At 68.9% G+C, this 14,528-nt stretch carries 12 protein-coding genes and 4 pseudogenes; 9 read left to right on the top strand and 7 right to left on the bottom strand.

Features of this window, described 5'->3' with window-relative positions:
- Nucleotides 1-86 precede the first annotated feature (86 nt).
- Complete coding sequence (locus tag RBJ77_RS02085) at nt 87-461, top strand: hypothetical protein (protein WP_372343397.1); 375 nt, start codon at nt 87-89, stop codon at nt 459-461.
- 4 nt (nt 462-465) lie between these two features.
- Here the strand turns inward: RBJ77_RS02085 and RBJ77_RS02080 are convergent, their stop codons facing one another.
- The 6 genes and pseudogenes from RBJ77_RS02080 to RBJ77_RS02055 form a co-directional block, all read right to left on the bottom strand.
- Nucleotides 466-981: a hypothetical protein gene (locus RBJ77_RS02080; RefSeq protein ID WP_372343396.1), complete on the bottom strand. Its 516-nt coding sequence runs from the start codon at nt 979-981 to the stop codon at nt 466-468.
- Nucleotides 982-1,130: 149 nt separating this feature from the next.
- Nucleotides 1,131-2,274, bottom strand: a pseudogene (locus RBJ77_RS02075) (acyl-CoA dehydrogenase family protein).
- A gap of 187 nt (nt 2,275-2,461) precedes the next feature.
- Nucleotides 2,462-2,820: pseudogene (locus RBJ77_RS02070) on the bottom strand (DUF6537 domain-containing protein); the annotation flags it as partial.
- Nucleotides 2,821-2,861: 41 nt separating this feature from the next.
- Nucleotides 2,862-3,056 carry a hypothetical protein gene (locus RBJ77_RS02065; RefSeq protein WP_372343395.1) on the bottom strand — a complete coding sequence of 65 codons (195 nt, stop codon included), beginning with the start codon at nt 3,054-3,056 and terminating at the stop codon, nt 2,862-2,864.
- 234 nt (nt 3,057-3,290) lie between these two features.
- Entirely contained in the window at nt 3,291-3,605 is a 315-nt protein-coding gene (locus RBJ77_RS02060) for a 2-oxoacid:acceptor oxidoreductase family protein (protein WP_372343394.1), read from the bottom strand.
- A gap of 838 nt (nt 3,606-4,443) precedes the next feature.
- Nucleotides 4,444-4,944, bottom strand: a complete 501-nt coding sequence (locus RBJ77_RS02055; protein WP_372343393.1) for a hypothetical protein — start codon at nt 4,942-4,944, stop codon at nt 4,444-4,446.
- Between the two features lie 1,809 nt (nt 4,945-6,753).
- Between RBJ77_RS02055 and RBJ77_RS02050 the strand changes: the two are divergent.
- A pseudogene (locus tag RBJ77_RS02050) lies at nt 6,754-6,916 on the top strand (GNAT family N-acetyltransferase); the annotation flags it as partial.
- Nucleotides 6,917-7,805: 889 nt separating this feature from the next.
- Here RBJ77_RS02050 and RBJ77_RS02045 read toward each other — a convergent pair.
- The gene (locus RBJ77_RS02045) at nt 7,806-7,946 is read right to left on the bottom strand and encodes a hypothetical protein (protein ID WP_372343392.1); all 141 of its coding nucleotides are present in this window, start codon (nt 7,944-7,946) and stop codon (nt 7,806-7,808) included.
- A 32-nt stretch (nt 7,947-7,978) separates the two neighbouring features.
- Here RBJ77_RS02045 and RBJ77_RS02040 point away from each other — a divergent pair, with 32 nt between their 5' ends.
- The 7 genes and pseudogenes from RBJ77_RS02040 to RBJ77_RS02010 form a co-directional block, all read left to right on the top strand.
- A complete protein-coding gene (locus RBJ77_RS02040) occupies nt 7,979-8,311 on the top strand; it encodes a hypothetical protein (RefSeq protein ID WP_372343391.1) in 333 nt (110 codons plus the stop codon).
- A gap of 1,393 nt (nt 8,312-9,704) precedes the next feature.
- Complete coding sequence (locus tag RBJ77_RS02035; RefSeq protein ID WP_372343390.1) at nt 9,705-9,848, top strand: hypothetical protein; 144 nt, start codon at nt 9,705-9,707, stop codon at nt 9,846-9,848.
- On the top strand, nt 9,790-10,338 hold the full coding sequence (locus tag RBJ77_RS02030; RefSeq protein ID WP_372343389.1) for a peptidoglycan-binding protein: 549 nt from the start codon (nt 9,790-9,792) through the stop codon (nt 10,336-10,338). The genes RBJ77_RS02035 and RBJ77_RS02030 overlap by 59 nt, the downstream gene beginning before the upstream one ends.
- Before the next feature lie 382 nt (nt 10,339-10,720).
- Entirely contained in the window at nt 10,721-11,050 is a 330-nt protein-coding gene (locus tag RBJ77_RS02025) for a hypothetical protein (RefSeq protein ID WP_372343388.1), read from the top strand.
- On the top strand, nt 10,986-11,429 hold the full coding sequence (locus RBJ77_RS02020; protein ID WP_372343387.1) for a hypothetical protein: 444 nt from the start codon (nt 10,986-10,988) through the stop codon (nt 11,427-11,429). Before RBJ77_RS02025 ends, RBJ77_RS02020 begins: the two co-directional genes overlap by 65 nt.
- Before the next feature lie 796 nt (nt 11,430-12,225).
- The gene (locus RBJ77_RS02015) at nt 12,226-12,825 is read left to right on the top strand and encodes a DUF3846 domain-containing protein (RefSeq protein ID WP_372343386.1); all 600 of its coding nucleotides are present in this window, start codon (nt 12,226-12,228) and stop codon (nt 12,823-12,825) included.
- A 284-nt stretch (nt 12,826-13,109) separates the two neighbouring features.
- Nucleotides 13,110-13,361 (top strand): annotated as a pseudogene (locus RBJ77_RS02010) (hypothetical protein); the annotation flags it as partial.
- Nucleotides 13,362-14,528 lie beyond the last annotated feature (1,167 nt).

Raw genomic sequence — 14,528 nt, 5'->3', positions numbered from 1 at the left:
ACTCCAGCAGACAGGGTGCGCCCGGGTCTTGGGCGCGCAGCTGCCGCAGACGGGCCGCGTCGGCGATCCGCTCGCCGGTCTCGACCATGATGACGCTGCTGGGGCCGAGACCCTTGAGCCGCAGCCGCTCCGGCGCGATGAACGCCGCGCCGACGGCGCGTGCTGCCCGCCCCGTACGGGTAGGCCTCCACCGTCACCCGCGAACCGGACCGCTGCGACTCCTCGAGCGTGCCGAGGACCCGGTCGACGTGGCGCCCGGACGTGCTGTTGACGTGGCAGTGGTGCATGGCGGCGCCGGTCTCCGCCGCCGCGACAGCGCGATCTCGGTGGACCCGTCGATGGGGGGTGGCCGGGTCCATCTCGACCAGTTCGCGGACGTGGGTGAACGTCGGTACACCGGCCTTGGCCGCCAGGCGTGCGACAGCCAGGAACTCGGCGAGGGGTCGGTCCCGGGCGCGTAACCCATCAGGACGCCGATCCCCAGCGCGCCGCCGGCGAGTTCGGTCTCCAACAGGGAGAGCCAGGAGGCCAGTTCGCGCGGGGAGGAGGAGCGCTGCCAGCGCGGGTTGCCGAGCACCGCGAGGCCGGACTCATCCGGGCGTCGGGGGGCGATGCCGGCAAGCACTGGGCCCGGGCTCCGCCCCAGGACGCGGAGAAGCCGAAGTGCAGTGGCCGTCCCGCCGCGGCGGCCTCGGCGTAGGCACGCTCGATGGGCATCAGCCCGGCTTCCAGGTCGAGCGCGGTGGTCACCCCGTCCATGGCCTGCAACCGGTGTCCGGCGATCGAGTGCACGTGACTGTGCAGGTCGACGAAGCCCGGGCCGATGATGAGGCCCGTGACATCGATGACGGTGGCGTCCGGTGGTGTATCGAGGCCGGGCCCGACGGCAGAGATCTTTCCGTCGGTGACGAGTACGTCGGCCGCCCCGTCGAATCCCTCGGCGGGATTGATGACGCGGCCGCCTCGCAACAGTGTCTGCATGGTCATCTCCTTGTGAACGCCTGCCGGTCCCTGACCTTAGGAGCGCAACGGTCCCTTCCGGTTCGTTCCGACGCACGAACCGGGGGCGTCGAAGTCGGTTCTGATTGCACGAAGTCGGACGTTCTGCGCTCCGCCCGTTCTCTGCCTGCTCAGCGTGCTAGGGAACGGCCAATGACAAGGCGCTGGATCTGGTTGGTGCCTTCGAAGATCTGCATGATCTTGGCTTCGCGCATGTACCGCTCCACCGGGAAGTCGCGGGTGTAGCCGTAGCCGCCGAACACCTGCACCGCGTCGGTGGTGACCCCTCGCGGCAGCGTCCGTCGCGACCAGCTTGGCGACGCTCGCCTGCCGGCCGTAGGGCAGTTCCTGGTCGCGGCGCCGCGCCGCATCGAGGTAGGTGGCGCGCGCGGGAGTCGACGGCCGCCGCCATGTCGGCGAGCAAGAAGCCCAGTCCCTGGTGGTCGACGATGCGGCGCCCGAAGGCGGTGCGTTCGTTGGCGTAGTCGACCGCGGCGTCCAGCGCGGCCTGCGCAAGACCCGTCGCGCAGGCGGCGACTCCCAGACGGCCCGAGTCCAGCGCGGCGAACGCGATCGGCAGTCCCTGGCCCTCCGCGCCGAGCAGCCGGTCCGTCGTCAGCAGCGCCCCGTCCCAGTGTGCGGTGGTCGTGGGCACGGCGTTGAGGCCCATCTTGTCCTCGGGCCGGCCGAAGCTGAGGCCTTCTGTGGCGCCGGGTGTCAAGAAGCAGGAGATGCCGTCCTTGCCCGGCGCGGTACGGGCGAACAGGGCGTAGAAGTCCGCCTTGCCGCCATGGGTGATCCAGGCCTTGGCTCCGTTGATGCGGTAGCCGTCCGGGGGTGTGCTCGGCGCGGCAGAGCAGGGCGGCGGCGTCCGATCCGGCGTGCGGTTCCGATCAGGCTGTATCCGCCGATCAGTTCGCCGTTCAGCACGGCCTGCGACCAGCGCTCGCGTTGGGCCGGGGTGCCGAAGCGCATGAGCGGGAAAGCGGCCAGGGTGTGGACGCTGACGGCGACCGCGACGGAGGCCCACCGCGCCGCCAGCTCCCTCCAGGACCTGGAGGTACACCTCGTAGGGTTGGGCCCCCGCCGCCGCACTCCACGGTAGGAGTCCCTAGCAGGCCGGCGCGGCCGAGCAGGGTGAAAAGGCCTTCGGGGTAACGGTGTTCGCGCTCGTGCTGGTCGACACGGGGAGCGAGTTCCTTGTCGGCGATATCCCGGACGAGGTCGATGAGATCGTGCGCCTGGGACGTGGGGGAGCAAGCGATCGACAGGCATGGCGGGGCTCCTGGTGCGGTGCGGTGGCACGCGAAGTGGCGTGGTGTGTGTGCGGTGTCACGCGTGCGGTGTGCCGCGTCAGGCGGATCACCGTCGTCGGAGAGACCAGCGCGGCCCGGGTCTCGTGGGCCTGGGCTCGGAACTCCGCGATGCGGGCCAGCTTGATGTCCTCGTAGCCGCGGATCTCGTCGGCGAGCTCGATCAGCGACTTCACGGCGTCGGCGTTGTCCCGCGTCAGAGCGGTCAGTGCCTGGCGGACGAGCACCGGGAACTCCGCGACCAGGGCACGCTCCTCGCGCCGCACGCCTGCGTAGCCGAACGGATCCAGGCGGGTGCCCCGCACCGCACGCAGCCGGTACAGGAGCCTGAACAGGGCGGGCGCGGTGCGACGCAGACGATCTTGCGCCGCATGCCGAGGGCCCGCAGCAGCGGCGGATGCAGCAGGACGGAGACGTCCGCCCCGGCACCGAACTCGGTCTCGACCTTCGACCTCTCCACGGTGTCCAGATGCAGCCGCGCCACCTCGTACTCGTCCTTGTACGCCATGAGCTTGTGCAGGCTGCGCGCGTAGGCGAGTGGCAACGCGCTCACCCGCGTCCGGCCCTGCCGCGCGGTGGGCCGTGGCGGCCACAGTCGGCGACATCGGCCGTGTGCCGGGCCGCGTAGGTGGCGTCTTGGTAGCCGATCAGGTCGGCCGTGCGCAGCAGGAGCATCTCGCGCAGGGCGTCGCCGATGTCCAGAGGGCGACCAGCGCACGCCTCGGGAGTGATGACCGTCGTCATGGGCGAGTCGGGCGCCGCGAGGGGACTCGCTCGACGGCCTGCGGGTCCAGCGTGCGGCACGGCCCCAGGCGAAGGCGGCCAGATTCTGTCGACGGCGGCCCCGTTGAGGCGGGATCGCCTTCTCGATGGACTGTTCCGTCAGGGGATACAGCCGTGCTGGAACGCCGCCCCCGACCAGGACCATATTGGCGGGCATGTGGTCGCCGAACAGCCGCTCGGCGAGGTCCTGGGCGTTCAGGTAGAGGTTGTCGGAGGGCCGGGTGACCGCCTCGATGCGCTCCAGTGGAGTCCCTGTGCGGTGCCCGGCACGACGACCTGGTTGGTGACCATGGCCGCGGTGGGGACGACGGCGGTGTTGACGACGGCCACCGTGTGTCCTGCGCGCGCCGAGTTCAGGTTCTCCTGGGACGCGGCGCCCAGGGCGTCGAAGCAGACGAGGACGTCGGCCGTCGCCCGAGAAGCGCGCACTGAGCCGTCCACCGGCCCGGAGGAGATCCGTACGTCGCTGACGACCGGCCCGCCCTTCTGCGCCAGAGCCCGTCTGCTCAAGACCGGCCGCATAGCGCCCGTCGAGGTGGGCGGCCATCTGCAGGATCTGGGAGATGGTCACCACGCCGGTTCCGCCGATGCCGGGCATCCGCAGCAGAGGCATGGTCGCGGTCCAACCGGGTCGTCGGCGCGGCCAGTTGTACGGGAAGCGGTGGCGACTCCTGCCGTGGGTCTCCCTTCCCAGCTGCAGCGGCTCGACCAGCAGGAAGGAGGGGCAGTCACCCTTCAGGCAACTCAGATCGGAGTTGCACGACGACTGGTGAATGCGCGTCTTGCGGCCGAACTCGGTGTGCACCGGCTGCACCGACAGACAGGTGGATACGTCACCGCAGTCACCACAGCCCTCGCAGACCCGCTCATTGATCACGACCTTCTCGGCCGGCGCGGGCAATTGGCCGCGCTTTGCGCAGGCGTCGCTCCTCAGCGGCACACCGGTCGTCGTGGATCAGAACGGTGACGCCCCTCGGTGGCCGCCAGTTCCCGCTCGCGTCTTCGACAGGTCGTCGCGATGGCGCACCGAAGCGATCGGATCGAGACGCACCCCGCGGTAACTGCCGGGATCCGGCGTAGTGATGACAACCCTGCGCACGCCTTCAAGGGCGAGCCGCGCGTCAGGTCGGGGATGGCGAGGCGGCCTTCCACCTGCTGCCCGCCGGTCATCGCGACCGCCTCGTTGTACAGCAGCTTGTACGTCATGGTGGCGTCGGCGGCGACCGCGGCCCGGATCGCAAGGGACCCGGAGTGGTGGAAGGTACCGTCGCCGAGGTTCTGCACGAAGTGCCGGTCGTCGGTGAAGGGTTGCAGGCCGAGCCATTGCGCCCCTCGCCGCCCATCTGCGTCAGGCCCACCTGCAGGCCCGCCTCCGTCCAGCGCGATCATGGCGTGACAGCCGATCCCGACCCCCACCAAGGTGCTGTCGTCGGTACGAGTGGGAGGCGCTGTGCGGGCAGCCGGAACAGAAGAAGGGGGTACGGGGGCCGCCGTTGGCAGTGCGATCCGGGCAGGGGGCGACCGGCGCCAGGTCGGCCAGACGGCGCGCGGCCTGCTGCGGCAGCCGGTCGGAACCGATGCGCCGGACCAGGGCCCGCGTGACCCCTTCCTCGGCGCTCAGGGTGCCACGGGCACTGAGCAGCGGCCGGCCGTCCTCACCGTGCCGCCCGACGACCACTGGAGCATCGGCCGAGCGGTACAGCGCTTGCTTGAGGTGGCCTTCCAGGAATGGCACCTTGTCCTCGACGACGAGGACCTGCTCCAGGTCGCCGGTCATGGCGACGAGCTCCTCCGCGTCGAGCGGGAAGGGCATCCCCAGCCGGATCAACCGGATGCCGAGCTGCTCCATGGCGTCGTCATCGATGCCGAGATCGTTCAGGGCGCTGAAGCACCGCGAACGAGGCGCCCGATGCCAGCAGGCCCAGCGTGGCCCGTGAGGCGCTGAACGTGACGCGGTTCGAGGCCCGCTTGGCGGGCGTAGGCGCGGGCCGCGTCCAGCCGTCGTGTCAGCATGTCGTGCTCGGCGTCCAGGGACGCGGGGCCGACCAGAGTGGGCGAGCGTGCCGCGGGGGCACCGGGGTCACATCCGGCATCCGAGGATCGCCGCATCCAGGTCGATCACCTGAGTGGCGTCGGCGATGTCACGACGTCTCTCAGGCCGGTCCACAACCCGCTGACCCGGAGATGGCCACCGCGTGGAGACCGAACTCGATGATCTCCGCGACGCAGCTGGGGGCGAGCAGCGGCATCGACAGGCTCTGGCACATCGGCTCGCAGGGAACTGGGCACCGTAGAGGACTTGGCACCCGGGTCGTCACCGATCCACGCCACCGCGCCGCCCTTTGTCGCGGTCCCGGCGACCGTGGAATGCCGGATGGCGTCCGCCGCACGGTCGAGGCCGGGGTTCTTGCCGTACCAGAAGCCCGTCACGCCCTCGTGGCGCCGGCCCGGCACCTTGCCGAGCGATCTGCGTCCCGGCCACCGCGGTGGCCTGCGAGCTCTCGTTCAGCCCCGGCCGGAAGACCACACCCGCGGCGTCCAGGAACCGCTCGGGCCCGCCCCATCTTCCCGCGATCTACTCCGCCCAGCGGAGCACCCCTGATAGCCGGTGACGAACGCCTGCGTGTGAGGCCCTAGGGTCTGGTCCAAGAATACCCGCTGCTCGAGCGTGAGTCGGACCAATGCCTGGATTCCGGAGATCAGCACGCGAGCCGCTGCGGGCCACGTACTTGTCGTCAAGCGAGACGCCGGGCGAGATGGAAGCTGGGGGCGGTGCTCACGCGGGCTACCTCACATCGTGGCGAACGAGGTGCCCAGGTCGGCAACCCGCCCCACAACAGGAGCACAGCAAATTGCGGCTGTAAGTCTCAAACTCGCAAATATATTGAGTCTCTTGCCGATTTGCCAGCTCGCTCGTGCCGCGGAGGGATTTGGTCATGGCCCAGGGTCGACGACATCGACAGGCAACTGTCACATGCTCCACAAGGACGGACGGCGTACGTACTCGAGATGGCGCCCGAGGTCGGACTGTCCGTCGCGCCGTCAAGCGCCGCATCGATGGGTCCCGCGAGACAGGTGTGATCACCGGCTTCACGGTGCAGGTGGACCACACCAAACTTGGTTGGAGCATCGAGGCGTTCATAGAACTCTCGTGCACCGGCGGTACCCCGGTCGGCGAGATCGTCCGCACGGGCCTACAAAGTGCCCGAAGTGCAGGCGATGTTCACGATCGCCGGCGACCCGGACGCGCTCGTGCAGGTGCGGGTCGGGACATCGAGCATCTCAGCAGGTCATCGACGGCCTCAGGCGTGCGGGCAACATCACCGGGACCAAGACGCTGATGGTGCTGGGATCTTGGACGCGGATGGAGCGCAACAGCCTGTGAGGCCAGGGAACACATGACCCAGCGCCTGGGCTCCGGAGCCGCTGCGGGTGCTGTTCGCAACGACCGCGAACCCGATGGGCACCGAGGCCAGACCGGGTTGTTTCTGGCGTGGGCTGCGGCTGCTCGCAGTGGACGGCACCTGCTGACGTCGCCGACAGCCCGGCGACCGGGCCGCCTTCGGCCGTCGGAAACAGCCGAGGACCGACAAGTCCAGCTTTCCCCAGGTATGGATGGCCTGCCTGATCGAGGTGGGTACCCACCTCGTCCTCAGCCAGGGCCCTGCTGCTGGACGGGCTGCGGGAGCCTTCGCGGACAGGGTGCAACGACCGCTCGGCTGTTCACGGGCACGTCAAACCCGCACGTCTTACGATCTTTACGAGATGTGAGGTTCCGGCGGCAGAACGAGTACGTCCGTTACCGCAAGCCGCTTGCTTGACCGACCGGTCATTGGGCGGTCCGATCAGTCCACAGGATTTGACAATATCTCCTGGACCAGGGGGCTCCTGGCCGGTAGGCCGGGAGTGTTCGCTGTGCGTGCTCGTTGGGCCACCGGCGTAGCTGACTTCTTCCGGGGCTTCCTCACCCGGAAGGCGGAGCTTAAGCATCGTATGGACGGTCACCCAGGGCGGCAACGAGCTTGCCGCGTCCTGGGCGGTGGCTGGCCGCCGAAACACCGGAGAGGTTTTCGCCCTCGCCGGCCAGGACATCGCCCACCTCGACGCGGACGGCAAGATCAGGCATCTGGAAGTGCGGGCAGCGTGAAAGCTCCCTGCCTTCCGGGGTGCGTCTGGAGCCACACGCTGAGGCGCAGTCACGCCGTACCCTGGGCGACCCCTCCTGTTGGCGCCAGTTCAAGTACCCCCTCAACCAGGGGACGGAGGCTCACTGGACGCCGGTACGCGGGGTGGGCTCTGGGCCTGGGGCGGGCGGGGCGGGCGCGGGGCGCCGCCGTGGCATGGTCAGCGTCCCTTCCCCGACACCGGGTGCGGGCGTCGGGGCAGGCGTCATCGTCGCTGTATGGCGCCGGGGTGGGCAAGGGGAGCGGGGCACGGTCTTCGAGTAGGAGTCTGGGTATCGCGTCGGCCGTGCTGAGGTCTGCAGGGTGTGCGCGGAGTATGCGCATCCTCGGGTGTGGGCTGGGCTTTTCAGGTGTCGTTGAAAGCCCTGGCTGCTCGGAGTTCACATCCGTGACACTCGGGGTTCACGACGGCGTGGTCGAAGGCGGCGTCGCTGAACACGCGTGGGAGTATGACAACAGGGCGGGTGATGGCCGCTGCCTGTTCAGCCGCCATGATCACGGCCGTAGCCGTATTGACTCTGGCCGGCTACGAGCGGTGACCGGCCGGCGGCTGCTCGGCGGGAAGGATCTCGCTGTCCAGAGTGCCGGGGGACGGGAGCGGGATCTGACCGATGCTGAGGACGTGCGCGTGGAGCGTGCCGAGGCGGTGCGTGGTCAAGGCGTGCATGGAGGGCAGGGTTCCGGTACTGGACGGTGCCGGTGGCCAGTGTCGCGGAGCGTCAGGGACAGGGCTTTGTTCTGGATGATGTCGGCTGGGCGCGCACCTACGGCTACGGCGAGCTGGCGAGGAAGGCCGAGCGGGCGCGCCTGGCGGACCCGAACGCCGCTTACGCCAACGCCCTGCCGCAGGCGGATCGCATCCGCTACACCCAGGCCCTGAACGGTGACATGGGCAGGGGGTCGGCTGTCGGTGGATCTGCCCGCGGGCGGCACGGTGAGCACGTCCAGCACCGGCTGCCTGGCCGATGCAGCACGTCTGTATGGCGACGCGGCGACCTGGTTTCGCGCCAGCAAAGGTCGCCACCAGCCTGATCTCTACGTGCCACAACTGGTCAAGGACCAACGCCTGGTGACCGCGGTCAAAGCCTGGTCGCGGTGCATGCGCCAGACCGGCCACCGCTACGCCTGGCCGGACGAGATCCGCGAAGACCTTGATGGTCTGACCCAGGGTATGAGCGCCGGGCGGGCGCATGCCACCGAGGTGGAGGCTGGCCATGGCCGAGGCCACCTGCTCGAAGGGAGACCTCGCTGGGCACCACCGCGCGCTCTGGAACGCGAGTACCGAGCCACAAAGCTTCAGGACTACAGCGACCAGCTGGCCACCTACCAGCGCATGAAGCTCGCCGCCCTGGCCCGCGCGCAGAGCATCACCGCACCCCGGGACGGGACCCCTGACCAGCACCGGACTACCCGTGCAGACGGACTACTCAGGTTCTGCGGCACCACCGCAGACGTGACACCACATCGAATGAAGAGGGCCAATCGCCATGCGCAGACTGCCCGCGATGCTTGCTGCTCTGGGCCCTTGCGAGCCTGGGGGTGCTCGTCCCTGCGACGAGTGCACAGGCCGACAACTGGGCCTGCAACGACAACTACGAGGCGGCAATGTACGGCTACATGTACGCCTACGACGACATGGAGTGCCACGGGGTGCTCTGGGCTACACCTCAGAGCTGGGATTCCGACTGGGGCAACAGCAACGGCCCCTTCCGAGGAGCAGACACCAACAACGCGTCGTCCATCCTGAACAAGGGGAGCATTCCCTGTTCGGTTCTTCAACGGCACCGGCCAGGACTGGGCAGGCGGCTACGCCTGCCTTTCCCCGAACGAGGCTCTACGCCTCGAACCTCTCGGACAACTACTTCACCAGCGGTGCCAAGGCTGAACTACGGCATCAGCTCTCACCGATGGGTGAGCAAGGACAGGTGTTCAGCCACGAGCTGGGCCACCTGATCGCCCACGGGAGCTGAAAGGGCGAGGCCGGACGCTGGAGTCAGCCGAGCCCCAGCCCGCAGGGACAGGTGGAAAGGCCCAAGCCGGGCACCAGGGCCTGCAGCCTGTCACGCCACTCGGAGACCGAAGAAGTTCATCCGTGCACGTGGTTGCAGAAGGCGCCTGGAGGCTTTCGTCTCCACCGCTCAGTGGGGCTGGGGAACTTCGCCCCCAGGGGGAGCGGCTGGCCGCCGCATTCGCCCTATGGGCCGCCCGTATACGCGTCCGCCACCGCACCACGGAAGCACAAGCGCAGTGCATTTCTCGAGTCTCTGGGTTCCGTCAAGTTCTGTCCCGCATCGAGAGTCCAAGCCTCCTGCCGATACCGGGCCTTCGGTTTGAAGACGCAGGCAGCGGACCAACCACGATCGGGCCATCCACAGTTGGAGGGGTACATCCATGGGCCTTCAGTACAGCAGCATCCCGTGGCGCGATGACAGCAATCGGCGCGCTGACCGCAGCCGCGCTGGCGATGAGCGCGTCACCGGCTTCGGCGAAGATCTCGGACGGCTATGTACGTGGGTACGACGCCTACGCCGGCGACTGGGCCGACGAGGGCCCCCATCTCCACCACTGAGCGATCCGTCTCGAACGCTGTCTGCCTGTGGCAGACCATCCTGTGGGCCAACCACGCCACCGAGATCGACAGCACCTACTTCGACCTCGGCGACGTCGATGGCCACTTCGGCGCGAACACCAAACGCGCCGCAACAGGCTACAGCCGAAATGGCCTGGCCGACTCCTGGGGCGAGGCCGATGGCCGGGTCGGCCCGAACACCTTCGGCAAGGCCGACGACCGGCTGGTGAAAGGCGGCGGCTCGACCGATCCCCGGCAAGGTGCTGTACCTCAGCTACAACAGCGGCCTGGGTACTTCCACCTGTACCGCAGCACCAGTGGCATCTACTGGTTCCAGATCGGCCACGGCAGCACCTGGCACGGCACCAGCTATGCCTCCAGGAACAACCGACTGCGACTAACGGGCCGTTTCACCCAGGAGCGCGACGTTTGCACTGGTTCCCCCGAGCGCGCGGCTCGGCGTGAGTTGCTGGCGTGGCTGGAGCGATGAAGGTGGCCGGCGCCCAATCCCGCCAGGGGCAGGGTGGCCAGGAGCGCCGGCCTTCAAGACCACACACCTGAAGGAGTACCTCGAGGCGCGATGGGTTCGAGTGTAGCGGGGGTGGGGTGGTCGGGCCCGTGGTTTCTTGCCGTGTGTGATGTGAGTTGCGTAGCCTTCTTTTGATGGCGTCGTGGGGCGCCGGCCGTTCCTCTGCCTCATCAATGTCTCGAGTGCGGCGTCGATGTGACGGGGCAAGTGATGATCCGCGCGGGCCGCCGTGACTTCATGCAGAACTCTGCGATCTGGCCAAGGCAATGGGGCCTGGCGCTGGGGACGTTCCGCAACCGCAAGCCGTACGCGGCAGCGGACTTTCCGGGCGCCGGTGAGTCCGGTGGGGGCGAAGACGATGCTGTGGGACGGCGAGCAGACGGCCGCGTTCCTGGCCGGCGCCCCGGTGCCGGCGCTGCCGGACAGCGACGACGACGAGGACCTGCTGGAGCGGATCGAGGCGGCTGCGGTCCTGGGCGTGGCGCCGGACACGTGGAACCACTACAAGCAGGATCCGCGGATTGCCCGGCACTTGGTGAGCGTGAAGGGTGTGGGCACTGCCCGCGCCGGATCCTGCGCGCATTTCGGGAGGCGCGCCCAGGTGGCGGGTGCGCACCGGCAAGGGCAGCGGCGACATGGTGCCCCGCGACGAGTTGGATGCCCGGGTCGGTGAACTGCTGGAGACCGATCCGGCGTTGACGCTTGCACGGGTGCGGGACGAACTCGTTGCTTACTCCACCGCGGCGCGGGTGGTGCCGCGGCTGCGGGGCGTCCGCATCGCCGACCTGGTCGCCGGCGAGGAGGGGCTGTCGCTGGAGCAGGCCGCGGAGCGCCTGGGCTACAGTGTGGTGCGGCGTGCGGCGATGCCAGGGCGGTCACCGAACTGCGCTCCCGGCACCTGCAGTCGTACGTTCAGGAGGTGGCCGGCCCCGCGCTCTCGCGCTGAGGGCCTGGCCGAGCGGCAGGACGTTGTGGTGGCGCAGGTGGCCGACGATGTCGTGGCTGCGGCCGTGGTGTTGTCGTCGACAGCTCCGGTGCCGGCACTGGTGTGACGAGCGATGGGGCTGGCGCACCGCGGCGAACCGCCGGCACCCGATCGGCCGGGAGACGGGGCAGGCCCCCGAGGAGGGCATCCGCTACCTCAGCGGCGACCGACGGCCGGCGCCGCAGGAGATCGTCGCCGCCGTCTACGACGGCCGGACCGGTACGAGCCGGCCGACTGCGTAACCGCTGTCGGCACACCGCCCGGAGTAGCCCCGTCGCGTGCACTGAGCCCATGGCCGCATGAAACGCCATCGGCGCTGGCACCCCGTGTCAGCGGGCCGACACGATCCTGACCGGGGAGCCCCAGCGGCGCGAGCGGGCGCACCACCACCGCCGGCTGCGGGCCACACCAGGCGCACCACTGCACTTTTCCCGGGCGGGTGGGGGGCGCGGCGCGGTGGGTGTCGGACGGCCGGTGCAGCGCCCGCGCTGCACCGGCCTGGCCGCGCCGCCGGCCGCTCCGCGGCCGCCGGCACGCGGCCAGCCGTCAGCGCTCCGCGCTGCACCGGCCTGGCCGCGTGCCGCCGGCCGCTCGCGGCCGCCGGACCGAGCGCTCCCGCGCTCTCGCGCTGACGGAGACCGGCAGACGTTCCCGGGCCGCTCCGCGCCCCGCTCACTCGCTCCGCGCTGCCGGGACTCCTTGCCCACGGCGCTACGCGCCGCAGGGGCCCCGACACACCCACGCTGCGCCCCCTACCCGCCTCGCGTACCAGCTCTGGCATCTGCGAAACACGTCGCAGCAATCTCTCGAAACCCCCTCGCGCATCGCGAAAGTTCGGTACATTTATCTCGTCGGTAGGCTCTGTGGCCAAAGCCCCACGACACTCAAAGACACACTCCCAAACCCATTTGAGAAAGCCATGCCCAACACCCGTATCCCGACCGGCTTCGCGCTGCTCATCCGCACCGACGGACAGTTCCGCCTTCTCGACTGGCCCGCCAACGACGCCGACCACCTCAAGATCCTCTACGCGGCCTGCGACGCCGACCACATCGACGCCGTCCGCATCACCGACGCCCCTCACCATGTGGCTCGACGACGAAGGCATGATCAACGAGGCCGGACCCAACCTCGGCGCCACCCGCCTCTACGCCCTCCACCGCCAGCCCCACCAGCTCTACTACGGGCACGCCCTGTTCACCGGCGGCGCCGACGCCGAGGGCAACACCCTCGGCCTCACCTCCGACGAAGCCGCCCACCTCGTCGAGATGCACCTGACCGCCGGGCACACACACCCAGCGCACCGGCAACCAGCCAGCCCCCACCACCCGGGGCGGCGCCGTGGCAGCGCCGCCCCCGAGACACCAAAGCAACCAACTTCGAAGGGAACGCCCACATGGCAGACCATGACTACACCCCGGAACAGGCCCAAGCAGACGGCTTGTTCATCATCCACGCGATGACCCGCGCCGACGCCATCGACCACGGCCTGTTCGTCGAGAGCCCCCGCGCCACCTCGCCCACGAGGCCGGATTCCGGGTCCCCGTCGCCTTCACACACGCCGCCTGGCAGGACTGCGTCGCCTGGACCGACGCCGACAACACCCGCCAGAACACCCACCAGGACCTGACCGGACGCCTCTGGGACGTCCTGCGCATATCCCGCCTCGCCATCACCCGCAGCACCGGAACCCACGCCCACGTGACCCTCCACCGCATCAAGCGAGGACGGCCGCTCCCACACACCCCAACTCGCCCGCCTCGTCGTCGAGATCGGGCCCGGCGACCACGGCGAGCCAGTCATCGCGATCATGCTCCCCGAGGAGGTGACCATCATGAAGCGAGGCGGAAATGGCCCTGCACGTTCGTCTGCTGGGCCACTGGCGCAACTGCCTGAGCCCGGGTCACCGACGGCAAAGTTACAAGATCGATCGTCGCACGGCGAGCATCACGCTCACCGAGGCCGTCGAGGAACGCACGCGCAGGCCGTCCTCGACTAGCTTCAGCACCGTCGCCAGATACACAAGCCCGAAGGAGACCTGGCCGGAACCACGAGGCGCGGCGTCGTGCACGCGCTCTTAGGTGCTACGGAAAGCCAAGTCCGGCTACCTCGTCGGCCGCGACACCTACGACCACATCCGCGCCTAACCCACTTGCCCCCACCGCCGGGGCAGCCAGCACCCCTGCGGCCACCACACACCCCAGGAGACTCGACCAATGGGCTACGACATGTACAGCGCCACCGACCCCGACGAGGCACCAGACAGCCGCCATCCCGGCACGCCGCCGACCGCGTCGAAGAGCTGCGCCGCCGGTACGCCCAGCGCCGGCGAACACCGCCCGCACCCTCGGGCAACTCAAAGACGCCGCCTGGGACACCTGCGAGGAGGACACGCACCGGCCTCTGCTTCCGACTCAAACATCAGTGGAGAGCGCAGCCCTTGTCATAGGCGCCTGGACTTCTCTGACGCACCTGGCTGACCCTGGATGCCTACAGCCTCACCGACCACCCCGACAACCCAGCCACCACCCAGCCGGCCCCGAACGCCAAGCCGCACAGCAGCGCCTGACAGACGACCAGCGCGCCTGCCTCGACGCCGTGCAGGCAACCACGGACTGGGCCCCCAGACCCAGGAATCGCCTCCTACAAGCTCCTCAGCAACGACGGCTGGCTCGTGACCGAACGAGAGATCACCGACGCGCTCACCGCATGGGAGAAGCAGCACCCCATGACAGGGAAGAAATCTATCCGAATTCCCCTGGTGGAACGAATGGATCAGCTTTCTTGAGTACAACTCCAAGCGAGGCGGATTCAGGGTGTACTGACACCACGACAGAAAACCCCCACCTCCCAAGAGGCACCAAGCGCAGCCCAGGGCCGAGTGCAAGCCCATAAGATAACCAGAGCAGAGGTGACGCACATTCAGGGCGTGCGCACCCCGCATCCGGCGAACCGTCAGATGCGGGGGGTTCTTCATATTCAGAGGTGCATTCTGAGACCGAGTATTTATCCGGCTAGCTTGTTTGACGCACACCCTTTGCCTCGACATGGAATCAGACACCGGCAGGCGCTCCGCTACGCCGCCGGCCTCAGACTCGGAAAGCAAGCCCAGGCCTCGAAGCCCCGCGCACCCCTCGCAGACAGAGGCCAGCCTCCCGGCAGGTGC

It is taken from the genome of Streptomyces sp. KL116D (assembly GCF_030766975.1).
GTDB lineage: Bacteria > Actinomycetota > Actinomycetes > Streptomycetales > Streptomycetaceae > Streptomyces > Streptomyces longispororuber_A.
Note: the sequence above shows the minus strand (reverse complement) of the source record. Positions and strands in the feature narration are given on the sequence as shown.

Coding starts and splice junctions, on each gene's coding strand:
- RBJ77_RS02085 (WP_372343397.1), top strand. CDS start 87: ATGATGACGCTGCTGGGGCCGAGACCCTTGAGCCGCAGCCGCTCCGGC.
- RBJ77_RS02080 (WP_372343396.1), bottom strand. CDS start 981: ATGCAGACACTGTTGCGAGGCGGCCGCGTCATCAATCCCGCCGAGGGA.
- RBJ77_RS02065 (WP_372343395.1), bottom strand. CDS start 3,056: ATGACGACGGTCATCACTCCCGAGGCGTGCGCTGGTCGCCCTCTGGAC.
- RBJ77_RS02055 (WP_372343393.1), bottom strand. CDS start 4,944: ATGGAGCAGCTCGGCATCCGGTTGATCCGGCTGGGGATGCCCTTCCCG.
- RBJ77_RS02045 (WP_372343392.1), bottom strand. CDS start 7,946: ATGCACGCCTTGACCACGCACCGCCTCGGCACGCTCCACGCGCACGTC.
- RBJ77_RS02035 (WP_372343390.1), top strand. CDS start 9,705: ATGACAGCAATCGGCGCGCTGACCGCAGCCGCGCTGGCGATGAGCGCG.